General features: G+C 51.2%; 18 protein-coding genes. 14 read left to right on the forward strand and 4 right to left on the reverse strand.

The annotated features are described in order from the left end of the window. Nucleotides 1-205: 205 nt before the first annotated feature. The 10 genes from PNAP_RS21385 (at nt 206) to PNAP_RS21430 (ending at nt 13,221) form a co-directional block, all read left to right on the forward strand. Nucleotides 206-5,155, forward strand: coding sequence for an N-6 DNA methylase (locus PNAP_RS21385; RefSeq protein ID WP_011797956.1), 4,950 nt, complete (start codon nt 206-208; stop codon nt 5,153-5,155). A 232-nt stretch (nt 5,156-5,387) separates the two neighbouring features. Further along, on the forward strand, nt 5,388-5,861 hold the full coding sequence (locus PNAP_RS21390; RefSeq protein ID WP_232290841.1) for a YcbK family protein: 474 nt from the start codon (nt 5,388-5,390) through the stop codon (nt 5,859-5,861). 512 nt (nt 5,862-6,373) lie between these two features. Then, complete coding sequence (locus tag PNAP_RS21395) at nt 6,374-6,655, forward strand: hypothetical protein (RefSeq protein WP_041377550.1); 282 nt, start codon at nt 6,374-6,376, stop codon at nt 6,653-6,655. A gap of 438 nt (nt 6,656-7,093) precedes the next feature. Next, a complete protein-coding gene (locus PNAP_RS21405) occupies nt 7,094-8,047 on the forward strand; it encodes a DUF932 domain-containing protein (RefSeq protein WP_041377552.1) in 954 nt (317 codons plus the stop codon). A gap of 111 nt (nt 8,048-8,158) precedes the next feature. Continuing rightward, nucleotides 8,159-9,259, forward strand: coding sequence for a DNA polymerase III subunit beta (locus PNAP_RS21410; protein WP_011797960.1), 1,101 nt, complete (start codon nt 8,159-8,161; stop codon nt 9,257-9,259). After that, nucleotides 9,213-9,923, forward strand: a complete 711-nt coding sequence (locus PNAP_RS21415) for a hypothetical protein (protein WP_198140725.1) — start codon at nt 9,213-9,215, stop codon at nt 9,921-9,923. Before PNAP_RS21410 ends, PNAP_RS21415 begins: the two co-directional genes overlap by 47 nt. Nucleotides 9,924-10,196: 273 nt before the next feature. Then, a complete protein-coding gene (locus PNAP_RS21420) occupies nt 10,197-11,624 on the forward strand; it encodes a recombination directionality factor (RefSeq protein WP_011797962.1) in 1,428 nt (475 codons plus the stop codon). Between the two features lie 291 nt (nt 11,625-11,915). After that, on the forward strand, nt 11,916-12,314 hold the full coding sequence (locus PNAP_RS26105; protein ID WP_011797963.1) for a type II toxin-antitoxin system RelE/ParE family toxin: 399 nt from the start codon (nt 11,916-11,918) through the stop codon (nt 12,312-12,314). 19 nt (nt 12,315-12,333) lie between these two features. Next, on the forward strand, nt 12,334-12,621 hold the full coding sequence (locus tag PNAP_RS26110) for a helix-turn-helix domain-containing protein (protein ID WP_011797964.1): 288 nt from the start codon (nt 12,334-12,336) through the stop codon (nt 12,619-12,621). A 180-nt stretch (nt 12,622-12,801) separates the two neighbouring features. Beyond that, nucleotides 12,802-13,221, forward strand: a complete 420-nt coding sequence (locus PNAP_RS21430) for a hypothetical protein (RefSeq protein WP_011797965.1) — start codon at nt 12,802-12,804, stop codon at nt 13,219-13,221. Nucleotides 13,222-13,711: 490 nt separating this feature from the next. Here PNAP_RS21430 and PNAP_RS21435 read toward each other — a convergent pair whose 3' ends face one another. The 3 genes from PNAP_RS21435 to PNAP_RS26120 form a co-directional block, all read right to left on the reverse strand. Then, the gene (locus PNAP_RS21435) at nt 13,712-14,335 is read right to left on the reverse strand and encodes a nucleoside monophosphate kinase (RefSeq protein ID WP_011797966.1); all 624 of its coding nucleotides are present in this window, start codon (nt 14,333-14,335) and stop codon (nt 13,712-13,714) included. Nucleotides 14,336-14,341: 6 nt separating this feature from the next. Further along, nucleotides 14,342-14,635: a hypothetical protein gene (locus PNAP_RS26115; protein WP_011797967.1), complete on the reverse strand. Its 294-nt coding sequence runs from the start codon at nt 14,633-14,635 to the stop codon at nt 14,342-14,344. Between the two features lie 255 nt (nt 14,636-14,890). Then, nucleotides 14,891-15,520, reverse strand: coding sequence for a hypothetical protein (locus tag PNAP_RS26120; protein WP_011797968.1), 630 nt, complete (start codon nt 15,518-15,520; stop codon nt 14,891-14,893). A 312-nt stretch (nt 15,521-15,832) separates the two neighbouring features. Here PNAP_RS26120 and PNAP_RS21445 point away from each other — a divergent pair, with 312 nt between their 5' ends. After that, the gene (locus PNAP_RS21445; RefSeq protein ID WP_011797969.1) at nt 15,833-16,750 is read left to right on the forward strand and encodes a hypothetical protein; all 918 of its coding nucleotides are present in this window, start codon (nt 15,833-15,835) and stop codon (nt 16,748-16,750) included. Nucleotides 16,751-16,844: 94 nt separating this feature from the next. Further along, nucleotides 16,845-18,704: an ATP-dependent helicase gene (locus PNAP_RS21450; protein WP_011797970.1), complete on the forward strand. Its 1,860-nt coding sequence runs from the start codon at nt 16,845-16,847 to the stop codon at nt 18,702-18,704. A 55-nt stretch (nt 18,705-18,759) separates the two neighbouring features. On the opposite strand, the gene PNAP_RS21455 is transcribed toward PNAP_RS21450, so the two are convergent. Further along, nucleotides 18,760-19,389, reverse strand: coding sequence for a hypothetical protein (locus PNAP_RS21455; protein WP_157040468.1), 630 nt, complete (start codon nt 19,387-19,389; stop codon nt 18,760-18,762). Nucleotides 19,390-20,458: 1,069 nt separating this feature from the next. Here PNAP_RS21455 and PNAP_RS21460 point away from each other — a divergent pair. Beyond that, complete coding sequence (locus tag PNAP_RS21460) at nt 20,459-21,487, forward strand: ParB/RepB/Spo0J family partition protein (protein WP_011797972.1); 1,029 nt, start codon at nt 20,459-20,461, stop codon at nt 21,485-21,487. A gap of 123 nt (nt 21,488-21,610) precedes the next feature. Continuing rightward, entirely contained in the window at nt 21,611-23,014 is a 1,404-nt protein-coding gene (locus tag PNAP_RS21465) for a metallophosphoesterase family protein (protein ID WP_011797973.1), read from the forward strand. The last annotated feature ends 79 nt before the right edge of the window (nt 23,015-23,093 follow it).

The raw sequence follows: 23,093 nt of genomic DNA on the forward strand, positions 1-23,093 counted from the left end.
CAGTCGAGTCTACGACTCCTTTGGCGCCGGTCAACAGACCTGCAGCCGCGCTGAAATCCCTTCATTCATCCATCCACTACGTGCTCTTACTTCTGCAAACCACTGCAGTAGTAAGGCCGCTTGGTCGCGTCCTTTTTCCTTGTCTTTCCTCTTTTGAGGAAGTTTTAAACCTGCTGCTAACGCAGCGATTTATCTGGGAATCAACGTGAAAAAACCTAAAGTAATTTCCGTCAACCAAATGTCCTTATTTGGCGACGTTATTGAAATTGAGGAGCCGCCAGCGTCTGTAGCGGTCCTCAAACCGGTTGCAAAAGCCGTAGAAACGCTGACTAAGCGCCGGGAGATGTTTGTTCTGGAAAGCAAATACTTCGCTCAGCTGACCGGGCCTGCAGCCAAGGTGAAAGCCAACCTGGCAGCCGTCAAAATGGCCATGCAAGGTGGCAAAAAATCGCTTGAAGAAAAAGCGGTCATCGTAGCCTACAGCGGCTGGGGTGGCATTTCTGCCATGTTTGCCGATAACGGCGATTTCGAGGCCCAGCGGCTTGAGTTTCTGGAAATGGTCGGTGAAAAATCGTATGCACAGGCCCGCGACAGCGTGCTGACGGCTTACTACACCGAGCCAGAAGTAATCCAGGCCATGTGGGGACTTGTCCAAAAGATGGGTTTCAAGGGCGGAAAAGTCTTGGAGCCCTCGGCGGGAACAGGAAACTTCATTGGTGCCATGCCTGTTGCCCTGCGGGAAGCTTCGACCATCACCATGGTCGAGCCTGACAGCGTTAGCGCAACGATCTGCAAGGCGCTCTATGCGGACTCTGATACGTTGGTTCACACCTGCGGAATGGAGATCGCACCGCTGCGCAGCGAAAGCTTTGATGTGGTCATCGGCAATGTGCCTTTTGGGAACTACCGGGTTCATGACTCGAAGTTTGATTGCATGAAGCTGGTAATCCACGACTACGCGATTGCAAAGTCACTGGACCTCGTGCGTGCCGGCGGCATTGTGGCCGTGATCACCTCAACGGGAACGATGGACAAGCCGAAAAGCAATTTTCGCGAGTACATCGCTGAACGCGCTGATCTGGTGACCGCTATTCGTTTGCCATCGGGTGCATTCACGCGCCTGGGTGAGACGGATGTGGCGACTGACATTCTTGTGCTTCGTAAAAAACCAAAAGTTGCTGACTCTCATGTGGGTCACGACTTCAAGGTGGCTGAAGTGATCAAGTTGCACGAGTTCGGCAACATGAATGAGCGCAGTTATGACACGATCAATGCGTTCTATTCACAGAACCAGCGCCAGCTCCTCGGAATGCCCAAGGCCAGCACAAACCAGTTTGGTGCTTGCCTCAAGTTCGTGCCGGAGTTGGCCTGGGGTGAACAACTGAAAACCATGTGCAGCGATGCGACGTTGGACGGTTGGTACACGCACGAGGAACGCAAAGAAATTCGTGAGAATTTCGTGGCCGACATGAGCGGCTTGAAAACCATGGTGGCCAGCGGCTTTTTCTTTGACGATCAGGGTCAGCTGTATTACATGACCAACCAAAACGCTGAAAGCCAGGCCCATTTGCCTGAGCCGAAGCGTCGGCGGATTGAAGGAATGACGCATATTCGAAATTGCGTCGTGGAACTGCTGGAGTTGGATTCGGTGGGTGCGAACAGCACCTATGAACGCGCCAAACTCAACCGCTTGTATGACGCATTCGTTGTGAAGTACGACTACCTGATGAAGCCGTATAACCGGCGCCTGTTCAGCCTGGACAGCCATGCGCCGCTTTTGTGGTCGCTTGAGCGCTACGATGACGAAAATGAAAAGGCCGTGAAAACGGATATTTTCAGCAAGTCAACCGTAAGCGCTGCGGTGCTGTCTGATACGGCTGAATCGCTGTCCGATGCGATTGCCCTGTCTTACAACCGCTTCGCGCGGCTGGACCTGGCATTCATGGCCAAGGCCTTGTCGCTCGGTGAGGACGAGGTGGTGCAAAAGCTGCTTGACGCTAACCGGGTCTTTTTTGATCCAGAAAGCAGAGAGTATGTGGACTCCGAGGTCTATCTGAGCGGCAAGGTGCTCGAAAAGCTACTTGTCGCCCGTGCGGCTGCAGAAGGCGACGAACGTTACATGCTCAATGTTGCTGCCCTTGAAGCGGTGGTGCCGGCAACGGTGCCGCTGAGCAAGGTCAGCATCCAGTTGGGTGTGCCATGGATCGGGCAAGAGGATGTGCAGGCCTTTGTCGATGAAATCGTGACCCTGGATGCCGAAAAGGTCCAAGACTACAACGACATTAAAGCTGTGACAGTTACGCAAGTGATTGGCATGGCAGTATGGTCGGTGACGATGGGGAATCGATTTCAAAAGGAAACCAGGTATAGCGGTGATTGGGGAACAGCGCATAGGCCATTTGATGACCTGCTGAGCGACTTGCTCAATCAGCGCAGCACCACGGTTTACATGGAAATTGAAGTCGAGCCGGGCAAGACAAAGCGCATCGTTAACAAGGACGAGACGCTGGCGGCACGCGACAAAGCCGAGAAGATCCAGGCAGCATTTACCTCATGGGTCTATGCAGACCCGGAGCGTGTCCAACGGCTGGAGTTCACCTACAACAGCAAATTCAACGGGACACTCAACCGTGAATTCGATGGCGCGCACTTGGTGGTGCCGGGGCTGAGTTCGGCTGTCAAGCTGCGCTCGGACCAACTGGACGGCATTTGGGCCGGTTTGATCGGCGGCAACAAGCTTTACGCTTATGCCGTGGGTGGCGGCAAGACGCTGATTACCATTTGCCTTGCGCAGATGATGAAGCGTCTGGGTTTTGCCAAGAAGCCGACCATCGTGGTGCCCAACCACATGCTTGAAGAGTTTGCGGGACAGTATGCGAGGGCTTTCCCTCGTGCACGAATCCTGGCGGCCAGTAAAGAAGACCTGGAGGGCGACAAGCGCCGGGTACTGATGATGAGATTGGCAATGGAGGATTGGGATTGCATCATCATCACGCACGGTTCGTTCGGAAAAATTGCACTCTCTAAACAAGTTGTACAGGATTTCGCAGACGAGGCCGGTGAAAAAATCGATGCCATGATCTCAGGCTCGGATGATCGGAACGTGGTGCGCGAGGCCGTTCGGCAAAAGAAGACTGTCATTGCGAAAGTGATGGCGCTGGCTGAAAAGGGCAAGAAAGACGATGGGGTTTTGACTTTTGACCAACTGGGCATTGATCAGTTGCTGGTCGATGAAGCCGACCTTTTCAAGAATTTGTGGTTTCAAACAAAGAAAACACGGGTTCCCGGACTGAGCAGCGCTTGTAGTGGTCGCGCTTTGGATTTATTTCTGAAGTCGCGCATCATTTTCGAGCGCCGCAAGGACGGATTTGGTCTAGTTTTTGCCACAGCAACGCCGATCGCCAACACGATTGGCGAAATGTTCATCATGCAGACCTACTTGCAGCCTGACCGCCTCAAAGAGTTGGGAATCGATGGGTTCGATGCATGGGCGGCTAACTTTGCCCGTGAAGTGACTTCCATCGAGGTGACGCCCGATGGAGGTGGCTACCGGATGCACACACGTTTTTCCCAATTCGTGAACGTGCCAGAGTTGATGCTGATTTTCAAAGAAGTCGCATTGATTCGAACCAAGGCTATGCTGGCGCTTCCAGAGCCAAAAGTCGCTGGTGGGCGTCATTGCATTGTTGCCGCGCGTGCATCTGAAGCTCAAAAGGCCTATGTGCAAAAACTCGTGGACAGGGCTGCGGCTATCCGTGAAGGAAAAGTCAAGCCGCATGAAGACAACATGCTGTGCGTGACAGGTGACGGCCGCAGGGCCGCCCTGGATATGCGCTGTGTGGATGGCTTGGAAATGGACCACGCAGGCAGTAAGTTGAATGCCTGTATTGAAAATGTCTATCGACATTGGGCTGAAGGCCGCGAGAAAAAGCTTACCCAGCTTGTATTTTGCGACTTGAGCACTCCGAAGGCACATGGCTTTTCGGTCTATACCGACATGCGTGAAAAGTTAGTTTTAATGGGCGTGCCGGTTGAAGAAATCGCGTTCGCTCAGGACTACAAGACGACAGCGCAAAAGGGTGAGCTTCACCGCAAGGTTCGCTCAGGCCGTATCCGTATCCTGCAGGGCTCTACAGAGCTGATGGGGTTCGGTACCAATGTGCAGGATCGACTGGTGGCAGAGCACCATCTGGACGCGCCATGGCGTCCGCGTGACGTTGAGCAGCGGGACGGCCGCATCATCAGACAGGGCAACCTGAATGAAGAGGTGTTCATCTACCGCTACGTCACGGAATCGACGTTTGATGCCTACATGTGGCAAACGCTCGAACGCAAGGCCGGCTTCATCGCCCAAGTGATGGAGGGAAAAACAGAAATGCGTAGTGTTGAAGATGTGACCAGCCAGGCGTTGAGCTTTGCTGAAGTCAAGGCAATTGCCTCGGGTAACCCCTTGGTGATCGAGAAGGCGGGTGTCGATGCGGAAGTGTCGAAAATCCTCTCACTCAAAGCTGCTTGGCGCTCGGACCGCGAAATCGTGCTCTCACGACTCGCGAACTGTGTGCAAAGCATCGACTACAGCAAAAAGCGGATTCAGGCGTTTGAAGGCGACCTTGGATCGATTGGGAACGCAAGCGAAGTTACGCTGGGTGGAATGGTGCATAGTGCGTCAGATAAGACTGGGAAGTCTGTGATGGCGCACCTGGCATCGATAAAGGCTAGCGTAACGACCAAGGAGCATCAGTGGAGGTCGTTTGACGCCCTGCTGGCCGTTGGCAACATGAGCATCGGGTTGGAACTGCATGGAAAAATTGGCAGCGCAAGTTACAAGTTCTTTGCAAAGGGATCCTCTGGCGTGAGCTTTGAGTTCACGCTTCCCTACGGTGCGAAAGACATCGAAATCTTTTTGAGGTCTAAACACCTTGAAACGGATTTGATGGACAAGCTAAGTTGGTTCAGAACCCGGCTCATTGCGGACGAGGCTGAGTTGATCAACCTGAAACGTGGCGCTGAAAAACCATTCGAGTACGCTGAAAGGCTCGAAGCAGCGCTGAACAAGCAAGAAGAGATCGACAAGTCGTTGGACCTGAGGGCTGACGATGTTTCGACGCTGTTCATGGAAGAAGAAAAGCAAGAAGAGGCCGAAATGGCTTCATAAAGGCGAAAGCCCTACAACACCCTCACAAGGGGTGTTGTAGTCGCTGCTCTGCAAGAGAGCAGCGACTACAGCATCCACTGATTCGAGAACTGGAGTGGAAAAGCGGTGAAATAAACTCTTTATTCAGTTCGAATTTCGCTGTCACGACATTGATGATGGCGTCATGCAAAGAAGAGCTTTCCTCCAAACCGTAGCTGCCGGCCTTGTTGCCCCAATTCTGCAGCCGCATGTCATGGGTCAAACACAAGATTTCTGGTCAATGCCCCGAACGCTTCACCTGTACCGCCCCGCAACCAGGGAAACCGTCCATGCGACTTATTTCGCCAATGGCGAGGTCATTCTTTGCGAGTATGAAAAACTGTGCATCCTTCTTCGAGACGTTCAGGCAGGGCAGGCGGTGCAGATGTCATTGGTGACGCTTGACATACTGGCGGGCATCCAAGGCTGGCTTCGCGCCAACGGCATCAATTCACCACTGCACACAAACTCCGGTTACAGAAGCCCGCTCACAAATAATCATACCGAAGGGGCTGCAAAGAACAGCCGGCACATGTACGGCATGGCTTGGGATGGCAGGGTGCCGCAGGTGTCCACCGAGTCACTGGCGCGTTTTGCCGTGTACCTCAAAGGCGGTGGCGTAGGGTTTTATCAAGAGAAGAATTTCCTGCACATCGACTCTGGCAGTTTGAGAACCTGGCGGGGCTAACAGGCGGCCTAATTAGGCCGCCTATAAAAAAGACGCGAAATTTATTTTTTTTGTCGAGTTCCAAAAATGTCAATCAAAGTGGCATAGTAGCGACTGCATCCCAGATGCCGCTGCTTTTGCAGCATGAAACAAATTTCAGATATATTCTGAACGACTATAACTAGCGCGCATGCGCGAACGTCGATTCACCATCCTCTGGTGCATTCAACGTGAATCAAAAAAAGCGCATTCGAGCGCCACGGGCAGAGCTTTTCTCATCAAGCCCTGCTACAAATCTGCGCTGCTTAGGCATTCGCGCACAGTTGTAGGAACCTCTCACACTTTTGATCCAGTTGTTTTTCCTGTTTTGTTTAACAGGAAAACCCATTGGTTTTGCCTTTCTTAACTCGCTAAGTTATTTAGCACGAAAGGTAGTGTCATGTTCACTCTCAACAAAGAAGGTGTAATTTGGTTTGCAATTAGCGTGACAAGCGTTGTTGCAACGCTAATTCAGCTCAACTTCGCGTAGTGTGATGCGCAGCGAAGAGCTGGTGGTAGGCGTCAGCCTGTCATTCAAAGAAATCCCAGACGATGAGAATCTTGTCTTTTGTTTTAACAGGCTTGAACTCGCGCAAATCATTGCATCTGTCGGGCTTCCTTTTATCGAGTGCTCCGGCGCTTTGGTCAAGGGTTTCGGCGGGTATCTCGAAACAATCTGGATTTGCCGGGATCGGCGTGCTTTTGACCTGGACGCCACGTATGAATTGGTGAAGTACAAGGGGCAGTGCATTCATGCCAGTGAATTGAAATTCTAAAAAATTTGAATTTTCCTTCGGGAGTTTTTTTTTGTTAAGTTTGAACAAAAAAAGCTTCTGGCTTATTTCTTTTAAACTACGTCGCTATGACGAATGAAGGAAGATTTAATTAACCCCATCTATGTTTTGCTCGGTGCGATCTTCATTGCATTACTGGCTATTGTGATTGGAGCTCTGTTGCAAAATGGCTATGAAAAGTACAAGACTTTGCGTCTTGCGAGCCGAAAGAGAAAGTCATATGAAATGGTCATACTCAAAAGTCTGTCACCTGTAGTTGACATTACCAATCAACTCTGGAAATTATGATTCGGTAATTAAATACCATTAAAAAATGAATGCTCCTTCTGGGGCTTTCTTTTGCCACCAAGTAAAAGAAAGCCCCATCAGGGCAACACCTTTTTTAACTCGGCCCAAGTTGGCTAAAGAAAGGTATTTTTTATGGCTCACCAACTTTCGTTTACCGGTGGTTTGGCAGATATGGCTTACGCAGGACAGGTGCCTTGGCACGGCCTGGGTCAGAAAGTCGAAGCAGACGCATCCATTGAAGAGTGGATGGCACAAGCCAACATGGAATGGGAAATTAAGAATTCACCCGTCATGTACCAGAATGGAGAGATGCACGAGGCTCCGGAATATCGGGTTCTCTACCGCAGCGATACCAATGCGCATTTGTCGGTGGTCTCCGACCGCTACAAGGTGGTGCAACCAAAGCAGATGATGGAATTTTTCCGTTCCCTAGTGGATGCGGAAGGTTTTACCATTGAGACGCTGGGTTCGCTCAAAGGCGGTCGCCGCATCTGGGCATTGGCCAAGACCAACATCGAGGACACGATTCGCGGTGGTGACCTTATCAAAGGCTACCTGCTGCTTATCACGTCGTGCGACGGAAGCTTGGCAACGACTGCCAAGTTCATCTCGACCAGGGTTGTTTGCTGGAATACGCAAGCTATTGCCCTTGGCGAAGCCGGCCAGGAAGTAAGGGTGCGTCACAACACCACCTTCGATGCCAACGCTGTCAAAGGCCAGATGGGGTTGATCGGCCGTGTCGCCTTTAACGGGTTCATTGACCGCATGCGCAATCTGGCATCGGTCAATCTCAGCACGCACGATGCGAAATCAGCCTTGGGCTTGATTTTGCCGGCGCCAACAGGTGCAAAGGAACTTGAAGAGACGAAGGGCTTTCGCAAGATTCTGGACTTGTTCCAGGGTGGGGCGATGGGCTCGAACCTGCCTGGGGTGGCCGGTACTGCCTGGGGATTTCTTAACGCAGTCACCGAGTACACCGACCACCACATCCGTGCACGCACGACGGAAAACCGCCTCGACTCGGCCTGGTTCGGCGCCGGGGCGAATCTGAAAGCGACGGCAGAAGAAGTTCTTCTGACACTGTAAATCCGGAACGCAATCCACCGGTTTTGTCGGGGGAAAGAAACCTTTTATCAACCACAAGAAGCCACATTCAATTTTGAGTGTGGCTTTTTTTATTAACTTCAGGAAAAAATAATGAACATCAGTACCACTATTGGCGCTCTCAAACATGCCCTCCAAAATGTTTTGAAAGCCATCCATACCAAGCAAATCACTGCTGAGTTTTGCAATGGCCAGCTCCATATTCATGCTTGCGCAAATGGAGCACATGCAAAAGCACTCGTTCCATCAACAGGTACTCTGCCAAATTTGGTGTTTCAGCTGACTGCCAAGCTGGTGTTGAACATCATCAACAATTGCGCGACTGAAACCAAATGCAGCATCAGCCAGGACAAGGAGGACTTGCGGCTTTCCTTCGGCGGCGCCCGCATCAAGTTGACACGCTACACAGAGAAGGAGGTGGATTTTTTCAAGTGGAATTCAAAAGATGAACACAATGAAGCGATTGGGCACTTCGAATCGCAAAATCTCCGCAAGGCGATCATGTCTGTGTCACGCTTTTACAGCGATGACGATCAGCGGTATCAACTACGTGGTGTGTACTTCCAAAGTATCCAGGGCCGACTGGTCCTCGCTGCCACGAACGGCACGCGCCTGGCAGAAAAAATAACCAACTTGGTGGTTCGTGATTTCAGGCCCATGATCATCGGCGGAGAGTACGTTGAAGCGTTGGTGAGCATCATCAAGAATGATGAAGAAGACGTCGAGATTTCGATTCGTGGTGGAAATGACGCAACTGCGGTTATTTTCTCTACGCGCAATTTCAGCATCAAATGCCCATTGATCGGTGGTGCCTATCCCTCGTACCGTTCCATCATTCCGGCTTCAGACCATCATGTTCAGGTTAACGCAGCAGCATTGATCGCTGCACTGGACAGAATGGAAGCGGTATCTGGAAATTTCGTACATCTCAATTTCTCAAATGAAATTGTGACTGTCGAGACTCCAGACAACGATAGCAGTGAGCAGATTCAAGCTGAGGGCGATGACTTCACTCTCAGTCTGGCTATCCAGCCAAAGCTCTTGGCTATTTCACTTGCAGCCGTCACCACGGAAAAGGTTTTGATTGCTGTGTGTTTGGCCAATGGCAATACTTCTTTTTTGACTATCAAAAATACGGAGATACAAGATGGCTGGCTCGCGCTGGTCTCTCCTATCAAGAGGTCCAAAAATTGAATTAACCGGAATCAATCGTCAAGGCCCCTCAAGGGGCTTTGCTATGCCATCCCAAGGCATAGCAAAGCCTGAAGTTTTTAAGCGCTGTGTATTCAGCAAAACTTCAAAGGGAAATATGGCTTCCGACATTAAAAAATCTTCAGAATACTTTCTTCCATCAAACTTATATTTGGAGTGGCAAGGTTGCGAGCTTGAGGACTTTGTACCTGCAGCCCGGCAACGATTGGTAATGCAGGCGCATGAAGCTGCAGTAGTTGCAGGCCACTTTTACACTAACGACGTGAAAGGCTTTGCTGCCGATTTTCTCGCCGTCAGCCAAGACCTCAGACTTCTCAATAAACACAAGGTTCATGGGGGCGATGTGGGCTACGATATTTACTATGCAGGCAAGGCTGTCAATGCAGCAAAGCACTGGAAAGCAATTTCGGAAGTAAACCAGGCACTCCAGCCTAAGGTCGGGATGCCATTGGGGACACTTCGCATCAGTTTCAAGCGAACGACAAACGGCGTGATTACCAAAATCAACGGCCATGCGCTTGTCATCATTGGCAAGCGAGGACACGAGGTATGCACATTTGCCTGCGATGTGCTGCAGTTGCAAAACGCCTCTGTCAACGCATTTGACAAAGGTTGGCGCCAAAGCCCGTTGGTCAAAACCGCCTAGCAGTTTGCGTGACTGATAACCCCCTCGGGGGTTTATTTTTCAAGCTTGCTTGAATCAAAACGCTGTTGTGTTGTCGCCGACCGAAATTTGACCATCTGGTCAATATTCAATCGGCGCCAACACGCTGTTGTTCAGACGTTGTTTCCGCGTGCGGCAACAAGGTGTGAGCGTCGCTCATGTCACCTTCTATCGCTGCACCTGTAGCACGAAGGTCGCCGCCGATTTCCGGTGCGACAACCTTTTACGGAAAATTTCCGTAGTTGGAGTTTTGACATGCCAAGTATCATCAGTGACAAAGTAAAGGCCCGCAGCAACAGCAGCCGCAGTCTCCCGGTTTCCGGACACATCCGTTCAGGAACCCAGGCACTTATCAAAAGTGCAGCAGAAGCCGTGGGCGCAAAAGAGCTTTACAAAAAGGCAGCTTCGGGTGCGATGTCATTCAAAGACGCCGAAAAAGCGATTCTGGAGAAAAACCCAGCGTTGAGAAAAGCATTCACGCCGAAAAACACGCAGTATTTCAGCTTGTACGCGCATGAAACGGAAGGGGGACAAGCCTCGGTGGACAACATCATGCAGCGGTATTGCGAGGTGGTTGAAGGTGATCCTGTGCCTCGCCTGTACCAAATTCCAGTGGTGTTTCCTCCAACGCCGGCTGGTGTGGAAGGTTTCTTCAAGTCGGAATACAGCATGGCTGTCGGGGCCATCAAGTACCGCAGTGAGTATGGCGATGACGGCATTCGGCGCTGCGTCTATCTCAAGCCGATAGACCTCAAGGAACAAGCCCAACGCAAGAAATTCCTGCGTCGGGAGCCCACAATCCGCAAGGACTGTGATCCAAGTTCCTGCGATGAGTTCGGCTCAGGCGCCTGCAAGTTTCGGGGCCGCATTCACTTCTACATTCCTGGCGTGATCGGTTCAGGCACTTTTGTGTTTGAAACCGGTAGTGCCAATGCGTGTGAAGACATTTTTCTGCGGCTTGAAGACCTGCAGCGAAGCGTGCGTGGGGGGCTTCCAAGCTTTGATCCCAATGGAAATCCTGTGTTCTTTTTAACGAAGGAGCGCAAGAAAGTCTCCTATGTGGAAGCAGGGGTTGAAAAAAGCGGCATGCAATGGGTTCCAGTGCTCCAAACGACGCTGATCAAAAGCAGCATCTTGCTGCTTGAGGAAAAAGAGCGTTTACAGCTCGCGCCACCGGCAGCTGTTCCAAAGTCGCCTTCGGCGCCTGCGGGATGGCTGGGTGCTTCATTTGGGCAGTCTGTGCAAGAGGATGTTGTCGATGGCTCTGGCTCGGACGACAAACTGGCGCCAAAATCAAAAACCGATGCAGAAAAAGCACTTTGGGAATTGAATGCCCTTAATGAAGTACACAAATTGCCCATTGCTGAATACGGCGAAGCAAAGTATGGGGAAAATTGGCATTGCGGCGATGACGTCCTGGCGCTTCACAAAGATGTGACCGACATGATTCAATCATTCGGCGGAAACCTCGATGTGGTGCGTATATTTTTACCCCTGATGACATTGCTGCTGGCCAACATGATTCCTGTGAAGGAATTGGCTTTCCCATACTTCAAGATTTTCTTCGGTGAATTCAAGAAGCGTCATGTGCCGGAGGCAATGGCTCACATATCTGAATTGCTCAAAAGCGGCTCGGAGTTGGCAATTGCGCACATGAAGGCCAGGTTGCAAATAGCTGCCTGACCTTATCAGTGGGCCTGTTCACAAGACAGGCTCACTGAGGTTCTACAAAACTATGGATCAATGATCCAACTTCTAAAAAAAGCGCCCTGGGCGCTTTTTTTCTGCCCGCTCGAATGCTTTGCTGTGCCGCCAGGTAGATCTAAGCGCTCAGGTGCTTGAAGTTTTTTTAACACCCTGTATTGGGAAAGAAAGGTTCAAAAAATGAAATAAATTTGCCCGTATTAGTGCATCCAGCCGAACGGGTGAAATTCTTGACTTCTATAGTAATTAATGCTACACTTTGGACAATTAATGCATTCTAAGAAAGTATTTAAAACGAAGTCATTTGCCAGATGGGCTAGGAAGTTGATAAGTGATTCAGAACTTTGCGTTGCTGCTCTTGAAATTGAAAAGAATCTTTACGAAGCAGACTTGGGCGGTGGTGTTTGCAAGAAGCGCATCGCAGTTCCAGGGCATGGCAAAAGTGGTTCCACTCGTACACTTGTTGCCAAGCGTCATGAAAATGCAATATTTTTTATTGTTGGGAGGTCCAAAAGTGACCCTGGAGCTGATTTTTCACCTACGGAAGAAACTGTAGCTAAAGCATATGCGGGCCTGCTACAAAAAGCGAGCTTATCAAAATTGAATCAAATGAAGGTGAATGGAGCCTTAGTGGAGATATGCGATGACAAAGAAAACTGCAAGCGATAGTCGAGTTCTTCGAGAACTAATGGAATCAACCATCGAGTTAAGCGCGTATGGTCTTGTATCAAAAACGGATATGGCCCGAATGAAGGCGCTGTGCGAAGTGCCGCCTGAGTATCCACCGGAGCGCGTCGTGTCTATTCGAACTGAAATAGCAAAAATGAGTCAAGCCGTTTTTGCCTCGTTACTCAATTTGAGTGTTTCTACAGTTCAAAAGTGGGAGTCTCCTGTGGCGAATCAGCGCCCAAGTGGAAGCTCTGCAAAATTACTTCATGTGCTAGAAAAGAAGGGAATCGAGGGACTACTCATTTAGTCGCTCTGTTGAAGTTAACTCTTTATTTCGGATTAAAAGCCTCACATCCTGCAGCGGGATGCGAGGCTTTTTTTGTGACCTTGATCGTTTTGCTGTGCTTCCAAGCAGACCAAAGCGCTCAATCTTGAATGGCTTGCCCTTTTTATCTACCCCCGTTTAGGGAAAGAAAGGGAATTCGAAATGCTTGTTTTCAAACCAAATCAAGGGGCACCAACAGCAATGCCCATGAACGAAGCGGACCATGCCGCACTTGAACTCGCTGCCCAACTACTAGGACAGCCGAGTGTCGCGTTTCATCATCCGCAGTCATTTTTCGATGCATTGGATGCAGAGCTGCTAAGGCAAAAGCGGCGCATCATGCGACTGCGAAATGATGCCAAAAAGGCCGCGACGCTAATAGAAAAACTCGATATATTGAAGCAAGTCTCGCCAGCAGAGAATGCGCTTCATCGCATGCGGCTGTCAATTTTTGATGCGCAGGATGCAATTTGCGAGTGCCTTAAATCTGGCTCGAACGTTGCATTTGATTCTCATGCCGGCTTGTTTCCAAAAGTGGCTGCTCTTTTGAAAGCTACTTTTACCAACTCAAGTCAACAATAACAGTCATGGGCTGATTTGCTGCTTTTCAAATTTACATATTCAGGACAGAAAGAAAACGATGTACGAATGGAATTTGATCACACTATGGGCCATCCGAAAAATTACGTGGAGAACTGTTGTGTTCGCTTTGCGATCACGGCCTCCTGCAGTGTGTGGCCGGGGGGGCTCTTACGTTGTTGATCCAGAACTTGACTATTGATCCGGCCCTCGGAAGTTTGAACACTCTTGGCGCGTTGCCGGAGGAGGCCTGTTGTGACAATTTAAACTTCCAAGGGCCGGATCAATAAGTGCGCGACAAGCTCCGTCCTCCCAGGCGTGGCGGGGTCACTAGCGCCACTCAAACCCCTTTCGAGAGGTTTTCTGATGTGTCTCTATGGACGCATTAGAAAGCCTCTGGTTTGGCCCTTTTTTAACAACCTGTAATGGGTAATTAAAAAAGCTGCCCCCATTTCGAATGCGGGCAGCTTTCTAAAGCTTGCAAGCGTGAATTTTAGAAAGCCTGTGCAGCTTGCCCCGTCGGCAACTCTGGCCTGATTGCCGCAGTTTCCCGCACAATTTCGATGATGTCCTGAACTGTCGCGCAAAGCGCATCGATACCATTGGCGCCGTTATCAAGCTCAAGCAGCCGTAGGCTGTCGATGCGCTTGCGCACTGCGTCAATAACGGAGGGCAAGTCGCTATCGCGCATGCTGGTTAATCCCGGAGTCCACAGCCGTTTTGCCTCAGCCGCCCGGTGGTTTAACCGTGCTTCACGCACTTCCTCGGGGCAGTTGACATGAACCACCAACGAGTCTGGTGGCAGCATGGCAACATGCTCTGGCTTGGCCGGAAAACCGTCAATCACAACGGGAGTGATTTGGCGGTGCTTGCCGATCTCGAACAGTATTGCGTCTATCAGCCTCTGACTCATGAGTTCGCCAGTGCGATACATAGCCAATTCGACAAAAAGCCGCAATGACATGTTGTTCGGCCGTTTCCCGGCTCTTGCCAGTCTGCCAGCGTCACCCATGCTCAAGTGAGTCCAGCCGTGCTTGCGTCTCAAGTGGTGACCCAGGGTGGATTTTCCGCTACCGTGCAGACCTGCCAGAAAAGTAACGGGATGCAGAATTAACATTGCAAGCTATGCGTGGTGAATGCTGAGATTAAAAATGGAGTTTGAATTTCCGAAGCCGCCGCACTCCGTCACATGGGCCTGGGACTTGACGATTTGAAGTTCTTGTTGCGATTGTTTGATCTTGCGAATGAAACGCGCCAGGAACTCCTGATTTTCAGGATTGCTAATCGTTTCAAGGACTTCGACGCATTCTCTAAGGCAATCAACCGCATCGCCAAATTTCTCGTGCGCGAGCGTTTGGGAAAGTTTGTGCGGAAGGTTGCGGCTTTTGTTTTCTGAAGGGAAAGAAAGTAGTGTCATCGCGAGTGCTCCTTTAGATGAACATATGTGCTTGATGCACGGGATTGGACAAGACCGTTATTTGGGTTTCGACAGTGAATGAACTCTATCTACATCATCGAAAAACTTGCTCTTTAACTGGGTAGGCTGGCTCTGGAATTCGATCCAACTCAAAAAAGCCAGACCAGCAAGCAAACAGACTTTGACTGTCTGCTTGACAAGAGTGGCTGTACGCTTCATGGATGGCGCTTGTGTCATTACTGCCAAGCTTGCGAACTATTCAATTTGCTTTGTTGAGAATCTGTCTAGCGTGACCGTGTCGTCTTGGATATTTTTCATGGACACTTTTTTGTTCACGCGCGCAACCAGATCGACGCTGATGGGCTCCTCGTCGGCGCCTTGATTCAATGCATCATTGATTGGGCCTTTCAAGGCCAAAGCATTCACATCTGCGTTTATTTCGGGACCGTACCCAAGCGGAAGCGGAGTCGGATAAGTCACCGATTCACGGGCAGCCATGGCCTGGCTCGAAGCGGGTTCTTGCGAGGCAACCGGAGCTAATGTTGCATTCGGTCGAGCTGACTGTAGCGATGGTTTTGTCGGTTCAAGAGCTTGTCCATCCAAGGCTGCTATCAGTGCAGGCCAGTGAATCTGGCTAGAACGAAACCCGACATACATGCTGCTCGCAACTACCGAGCAAAACATGAAAGCCCAAAATGTTTTTTGCACATACGTTGGCTTTTCAACATAAGCCATAGGCCCATTAGGGGGTATGTCGTAGTCACGCCAAAACACGTCCTCGACGGTGCCTGCAGGCATCGAAGGCTTGATTTTTTTGAGTTTGACGACCCGTGCTCGACCTATGCCGAAACGGGGAAAAATAGGATTGATACGTTTTGCGGCCACTCACATATTGGGCGCTACTATTTTTTACATTTCTTTCTGAAAACTATCAAAAAAAGAGCGTAATTTCAAATTTATGGCTCTTTGCTAGCTTTTTTTTGGGGTTTTTTTTAGGTCGTCCCAGACTTGGAGGCGGCCTAATTAGGCCGCCTCGCCTGGTTTGCAGCTGCCTATATCCAAGTCTTAAGTTGTGGCGAGTTTCGAAAAAACTCTCTTGATTTCGAATGTAGGGACAAACAGCTATTTATTCGGCATGAATTTGAGCCAGATAGTTTTCAAAATCAGAGCACCACAACTTAATGCGAAAGAATTTTTATGAGTGAACTCAGTAACAGCCATGATCTGGGTACATCCAGCCCCAGTGGCGCACCGCTGACCGAAACCGAGGTGGCACTGCTTGAGATCGATGAAGCGGCGCGCATAGCCTTCAAAAGTGTGGAGGATGAACAAAACGAGGCTTTGGGTGCGGCGCCGGCCCAGGCTGCACTTGCAGACAGTTATGTTGCACGCCCGCGCGTTGATTTTTCGACACTGACCGACGAACAGAAGAAAGACCGGATCAAGGTTTTTACAAAGCGCGCTGCCTCTCAGCGTGATAGGGGCCGGGCTGAACTTGAGCGTGTCTATGCCGGCGCGATGTCGGTGAAGATGAATGTGTCCTGGAACGATTTGACGGTGGCTTCGTCGTGCGAACGCTTTTTGGGTATGTGCGATCTATCCCCCTACACAATTGGCCGGCGTGGCCCGTCAGTTCTGGGCAGCAAGGCAACCACAACGGTTCTTGAACAATTTTCAGCCTTGGTCGAAAAGTATTACGAAGCGGGCATGCTTGCTAAACGCGGCGCCCAAGCTTTGTTCGATGCAGAACGCGACCATGTTTTTGGTGATGACGAATGGGTTACGCCGGAATACACCACAGCGGCGTTTGCGATGGTCATTCATGCCAAAAACCGCAGTACCGCACGCATTGTTGCCGGCATGGCGGCATGGGACGAGGCGATTCGCCTGGCCAGCGTCCTGGAATGGAATGGAAAAATCGAAACCTCGAAAATTTCAGACCTGCGCGAGCAGGAGCGAAAAGGGATGTACTCGATTTTTTCCTTTGCACGTCGCTCGCTGATTGGTCTCTACAAGGGCACGCTCAAGGTGGAAGCTACCAAGCCTGCGAAAGAGTTGGGTGCGCCAGCTGAAGCAGTACCGGCCGCTGCTGATACCGAACTGACGACTGCGTAATCCTTTTTCGGATTGCGCTCAACGAAAAAGCGTAGCCCTCGGCTGCGCTTTTTTTATTTCGATTTGGCTTTACAAGTAACTTTTAGGCGCATCCATGCCCGACTATTTCAGCGATCTGAATGAAGGTCAATTCCAGGCGGCAAGCTGCGAAACGCACTGCTTGACTATTGCAGCGCCTGGCTCTGGCAAGACCAAAATGCTGTCTGCAAAGGCGTCATACCTCTTGTCACAAAACAAGACGGTTACGGCTGTCACCTTTACCCGCGATTCGGCCCTTGAGCTGCGTGACCGGATCGTCAAACAGGCCGGCATCGATGTGATGTCGCGGTTGCTGGTGGGCACCTTTCACAGCATTGATCTGCTGATGGCCTTCCCCGGCAAGGCGAAATCGGCCATGGGTTCCAAAATACTCAGGCACTCCCGCTCGTCGCTGTCGCAAAGCTGGGTCATCGTCAAGGAAGGCAATCGGCGCAGTGCCGTGGCGCGTGCCTTTGACGCTGCCGCCGTGCCGGGGCTCGAACTCGATGATGCCACCGCGCTGATTGAAGGCATCAAGTCGGGCCAGGTAGCGCCCAAGTGCTATGAAGAAGAGCTGCTGGTTAAAACGTACACCGATGTGCTTGAACGCCATGGCGTGATCGACTTCCAGGATATTTTGCTCAAGACCAATGAAGGGATCAAGGATGGAAGGATCTCGACGCTCAGGACGGACTACCTCCTGCTCGACGAGTACCAGGATACCGACTTGCCTCAGCTTACCTGGACCATGCACCATGCCAAAACCGGCTCCATCATCACCGCAGTAGGGGACGATGACCAAAGTATTTACGGTTTCCGAAGGGCGCTCGGATTCGGCGGCATGCTCAGCTTCGAGAATGATTTGCGCGCTACCCGTGTCGTCCTGGGGCTGAACTACCGTTCACACAGCGAAGTGCTGGAGCCGTCAGCCAAGCTGATTGCGGTCAACTTGAACCGCATGGACAAGGCTTTGGTGTCCAACAAGGGGCCGGGCGGCGCCACGGCATGGGAGCGGTTTGCCTCGCGCAAGCTTGAGGCCATCGCGTGCGCCCAAACCATCAAAACGTCCCTTGAGGAAAAGCAAAGCGTCGGCGTGCTGGCACGAACCAATAAACGCCTTGATGAGATCGAAACGCAATGCATCGCCTTGGAGATACCCTACAGCCGCTCAGCCGGTGGTTCAGTGCTGAAGACGCGGGAAATGTCAGTGTTCATGTCCGCACTGAGCTGCATGACCCGAAGCAGTGCAAAGGACACCGATGAACTGCTGGCCTGGTGTGGTGTCGATGAACAAGATCTGACAGCGCTCTACCAGACATTCGGTGATGGCTTGTTTGACGTGGCGCGAAAACGCACTGACATTGGCAAGGCTCCAATCAAGGACGCAACTAAACTCCTGGTCGCAAAACTTGCCAAGTCATTTTCTGACTGGAAAGCGTTCATCAGAACCGGTGGCTCGTCGATGGTGGTGGACGGCGTTGTGCAATTGCTCGGCAGCTATACGGAAGACAAATATTCCAAAAAAATGCTTGAGATCGTTGCAGGCGTTCTTACCCCGCCGATCAATGAGAATGTTCCGCTGAACAAAGCCCAGGAACATTTTGAATGCAGATTGAACACCATTCGGGCTGCAATGGAGCGTCCAAAAACAAAAGAGGATGAGGCTGGCAAGCCAGTGGTCTTGATGACTGCGCACGGCTCAAAGGGGCTGGAGTTCGATATGGTGTGGATCGTCGGCGCAGAGGAGGACACCTTTCCTGACAAGGCCAGCTCTGTGCAAGAAGAGCGCAGGCTCTTTTATGTGGCCATGACACGCGCACGCAAGCATCTGTGGATTTCGGCCAGCGGCAAACTTGATGTGTCCCGGTTCGTCTTTGAATCGGGCGTGCCACGTGTGCCTGACGGCACCTTCCAGACCTACGATGGGGACCACTAGCAAGGCACGATCACAAGCGGGCGTTCTCCGCAAAAGCGTTTCACTAGCGGCCTAATTAGGCCGCTAAATCTGGCAGGGATGGGGACAACATCAAGCTGCCTTCCTCAACCAGTTCGCGGGCATTTTGGGCTTTACCACGCATGGCCGTGTTTTTGAATCCGATATAGGCCTTTGTTACGGGATACAGGATGTGCTTGCGCTGCTTGCGATCAATGATACCCAGGCGTTCGGCAGTCAGAAGTCGAGCAACGCATGCATCCCAGGTTTTCATGGCACGCAGCCAAGAAGAGCTGTTCGCGCTGATGATCTTGACCTCGACCCGCAGCATGTTGAGCCATGACGTGTCCACGTCGCTGAACAGCCCCATGCTGGCAACCTTGTAGAGTTCGTCAATCTGGTGATGCAGTTCAGCCAAATCTTCCTGAATCAAGACCCGGTAGTCTCGCTTGAGCCCAAAGACGTACATCTTGGCAGATACGATGTTCCAATCCCGGCGAATTGTCCTGGAAACAGGATGCGTCAGGAAAAGCACTTCTTTTTTCACTACAGCCATGTTGCATGCAATTTCTTCGATTCTGTCGGCATTTTTCATGAACTCAAGCGGCCTCTCATCGCTGCTGAAGTAGCTTTGTTCGGATTTTACTTCAGTAGGTAGTCCTTGGGACGATAGCAGGTATGAACTCATGGCGTGAATTCTTCACTATGTTTGGGCCATATTCCTGGGAAAGCGTGCCAAAAAAGCTGGTTTTTTGCGCTATTCAAATGCCTTGGCTTCAGGCATAGTTGAGCAATCGTTTTTCTATGTTCTGACTTATTCAGAAAGAAAAAATGCAGCGATCACTCCCTGCCTTTACGAATGACTCCCGTATCGAAATACCTTTTAGGTATCTACTGAAGACTTGTCACTTCACGGGTGAGCCTGCCTGTTGTGCGCGTCATGCTCCTTCGCGCTACAGCAAATGGTTCCATAGGGACTGAGACGACTACTCCTGCTCGCAGGATGGCTTGTGCTGGTTCCATTTGGAATCATGGTAGTTTTACCCCCAACCACCCGCCCTGTGCAGGTGGAAGGATTCTGCGCAAGCGTTGCATGCCAAGCCAAACGGCTGTTATGCAACGCTTGGCTTGGCCTCCCGCCAAAAACCTACTTCTTAAAAAGTCGTGTGGCCGCCGAATGCCCAGAACACAAGCCGATGCGTGTCATTGCTCTGTGTTCTCGGTAGTGGTCTTGCACCCAATCAGCTTTGCTGCAGATACTGCCCCGGCAAGTTTCTTTGCGTCGAAAACTAAGTTTTGAAGAATGCCTGCTAGCTGGCTCCTTTTGAACCACGCGCTTTGACCTGTGCAGGGTTGTGGTGCCATGGGCGCTCACAAGGCTCAAAGCTTGTTTGTTTGGCTCCCTCCAAGCAATCGCAGAGTCAGCTGTCACGAACGCGCTGAAAAATTCGACTTCTTTTGAAAATTAAAAGGCGCCTGTTGAGGTACCGTGTATGCACTAGTGGGTCAGTTGGCAACGGCATCGGCATTCTTGTCGCAACTATGGTCTCGGTCACAGGGGGAGTAGCACTTACTTTCCGCAGGGAATGCTGGTTTGATTGCCAACTGACCCACTAGCGCGCCACTGAAGCCAGCACGGCGAAAATTCGGCACGGCAAGACATGTTTTTTCCAATGAACGCAAACCGCTGTCATTGGAAAGCCCGTGGGCTTAACCCTTTTTTAACCTGGCGAAATTTAGCCAACGAAAGGACATTTATGAACGATCAATCTGGAAATCTCTCTCTTCTCATTATTGATGACGATGCGAGAGAAGTGTTCGAGAAAAAGTCCAACTTTCAGTTGGATCTTCTCTCCGGCTCCGTTAAAAAAGCTATGAATGGCGCCAAGTCTTCGGACTTGTGGATGTGCCCGATTGATGACATTGTCATCATGGAGGGCTTCAATGTCCGCTCGGAAACGGCGCAGTATAGGGAAAAGGTCGAGAAATTGGCCAATTCAATCATTGAAAATGGATTTTATAAATCCAAGCCGCTAGCGATATTCGTAGGCGTGGATGCCGAAGGCAAAAACGTCAATTACCTTTACGACGGTCACCGTCGATACGCGGCCGCCAAGCTTGCGATTTCCAGGAACTTCGAACTTCCGAACCTACCCTGCGTAACTTCGCCAGCCGGCACATCGCTGGAAGATCTAACCATTGCCATGGTTACGATGAACGATGGCGATCCAGTTGACCCGTTTGGAGTTGCCATAGTCTGCAACCGAATGATAAAAGGTGGTACGCCGATTGAAGAAATCGCCAGGCGACTGATGCTTTCACCGACTTATGTGAAAGACCTGCTCACTATGATGGCTGCACCCCGGGCCCTTCGCAACCTGGTTAGTGAAGGGCACGTGTCCGCTACGCTGGCCATTTCCACCATCAAGAAGCACGGTACTTCGGCACCGGCGGTCTTGCAGGAGGGAGTTGAAAAAGCCAAAGCGCAGGGTAAAACCCGCGTGACCGGCAAGACGCTCGCTCCAGAAAAAGTCAAAACCATCAAGCCGGAAAAACGCGATCTGCTTCAGGTCGCAACCGACTGGCTAGCACGAAATGCGGACCTCGCAGACAAGGACAAGCGCGTTTTCGAACTCGCCGCCTTGCTGTGTGAAGTTAGCCCCAATGAAGTTGAAGGACGGTATGCGTTCAAGCTGAAAGACGGCGCGCAACCTGACGCTACAAACTCACCGGCAAAGTCTTCTGGTAAAGAACAACTGGCGCTCGCACCGGAAATTCTCACTTGAAAAGATCGAGTTCGACCGATTTTACCCCCCCAATTCGGGGGCTTTTTATTGTGAAACCTGCGCAATAAAAAGCTTCTGAGCTTTCCTTTTTTTATCAATCCATCATGGAGAAAAAGGAAATTTATGACACAAGGAAAATACGCAGGGAACACCGTGCGGGTGGCTCAGATGACAGACTTGCACTACTGTGCAACCAACCTTGAAGAATCGGATCGATGCTTCACTGCGGCGGTCACAGATGCGATCGAGAAACAAGTCGATTGCGCCCTGATTACCGGCGACAGCACCGATCATGCGATGGACGCCCACAGCCCGGCTTTCGTGGCGCTGGCCAAGCAAGTCCAACGGCTTGCCAACCATTGCCCGGTACTCATGCTGCAAGGCACCTTCAGCCATGAGCCAGTTGGGCTTCTCAAGGTACTTTCTATGGTCGGGGCAAAATTTCCGATCATGATTGCAGAGAAGATCAGCTCGTTCGGATTGACCAAGTCGAAAGGGTTTGAACTGATCATCCCCAACAACGACTATCGCCTGGTATGCACGGCTATACCGACGCTCAACAAAGCCGATATTGCGGCCATGACCGAGGACAGTGTGGGCGCTGCGGCAGAAGAAGCAGGGCGGATCATTTCGGACCTCCTGGCCAGCCTGGCGCCTATGAACAGGGCCCTGCGCCTACAGGGAATTGCGTCGATGGTGATCAGCCACGGCACGGTGATGAACTGCCTGACAGAGCACGGCGTGCCCATGGCGGGTTTTGACCACGAGTTCACGGCCGGCTCGCTATTTTCAGCGGGCGCGGACGCCGTAGCGCTGGGTCACATTCACAAGCATCAATCCTGGGAGAGTGATACGCAGGGATTTCGCCAGACCATTGCCTACGGGGGCTCAATCGGGAGATTTCACTACGGCGAAGAAGATGCGAAGGTTTGGCTGGAATGGCACATGACAAGCGGTCAGGCTTCGTTTGTGGCTTATGAAACGCCGGCTCGTCGAACAATCGATATTTTCTTTGACGGCCCGCCGGACATGGAAAAAATCCGTGCAGCTGCTGCTCAATGCGAAGGCGCCTTTGTTCGCGTTCGCTATGAGGTGGACGCAGAGCACAAGCAAAGCGTTGACCGCAATGCCATCAAAGCCATCCTCGGGTCAGCCTTGCACATCCAAATTGAAGGGACAACGCTGGCTATCGAGCGGGTGCGGGCCAAAGGCATCAGTACAGAACCATCGCTGGTCGGGAAACTTGAAAAGTGGTGCGAGGCAACTGGTACCAAAGTCGGCATCCTGCCAGAGATGCTGACCATGATTCAGAACCAGGACGCTCAAGCGCTGGTGGACAGTACGATGAAACGGATCATGCAGCAGGTGATGCCAGTGGCTGAAAAGCCCATTGAAACCGCTGCAGCTGAACCAGCCAAGCTTGCCACGGCGCCAGTTCCAATTCCAAAAGTTGATGTCAAAAAAGAAACGATGAGTCGCGGTTTCTTTGAAGATGACTTGGCGATTGAGGATCGCACGCTATTTTGATGCCGTAATCAGCCGGAAGGCTTCTTGCGCAAACCCCAAAACCCTTTGCTTCGCAGCAGGGGGTTTTTCTTTGTCTCGC

The sequence above is a fragment of the Polaromonas naphthalenivorans CJ2 genome (genome assembly GCF_000015505.1).
GTDB classification, from domain to species: domain Bacteria; phylum Pseudomonadota; class Gammaproteobacteria; order Burkholderiales; family Burkholderiaceae_C; genus Polaromonas; species Polaromonas naphthalenivorans.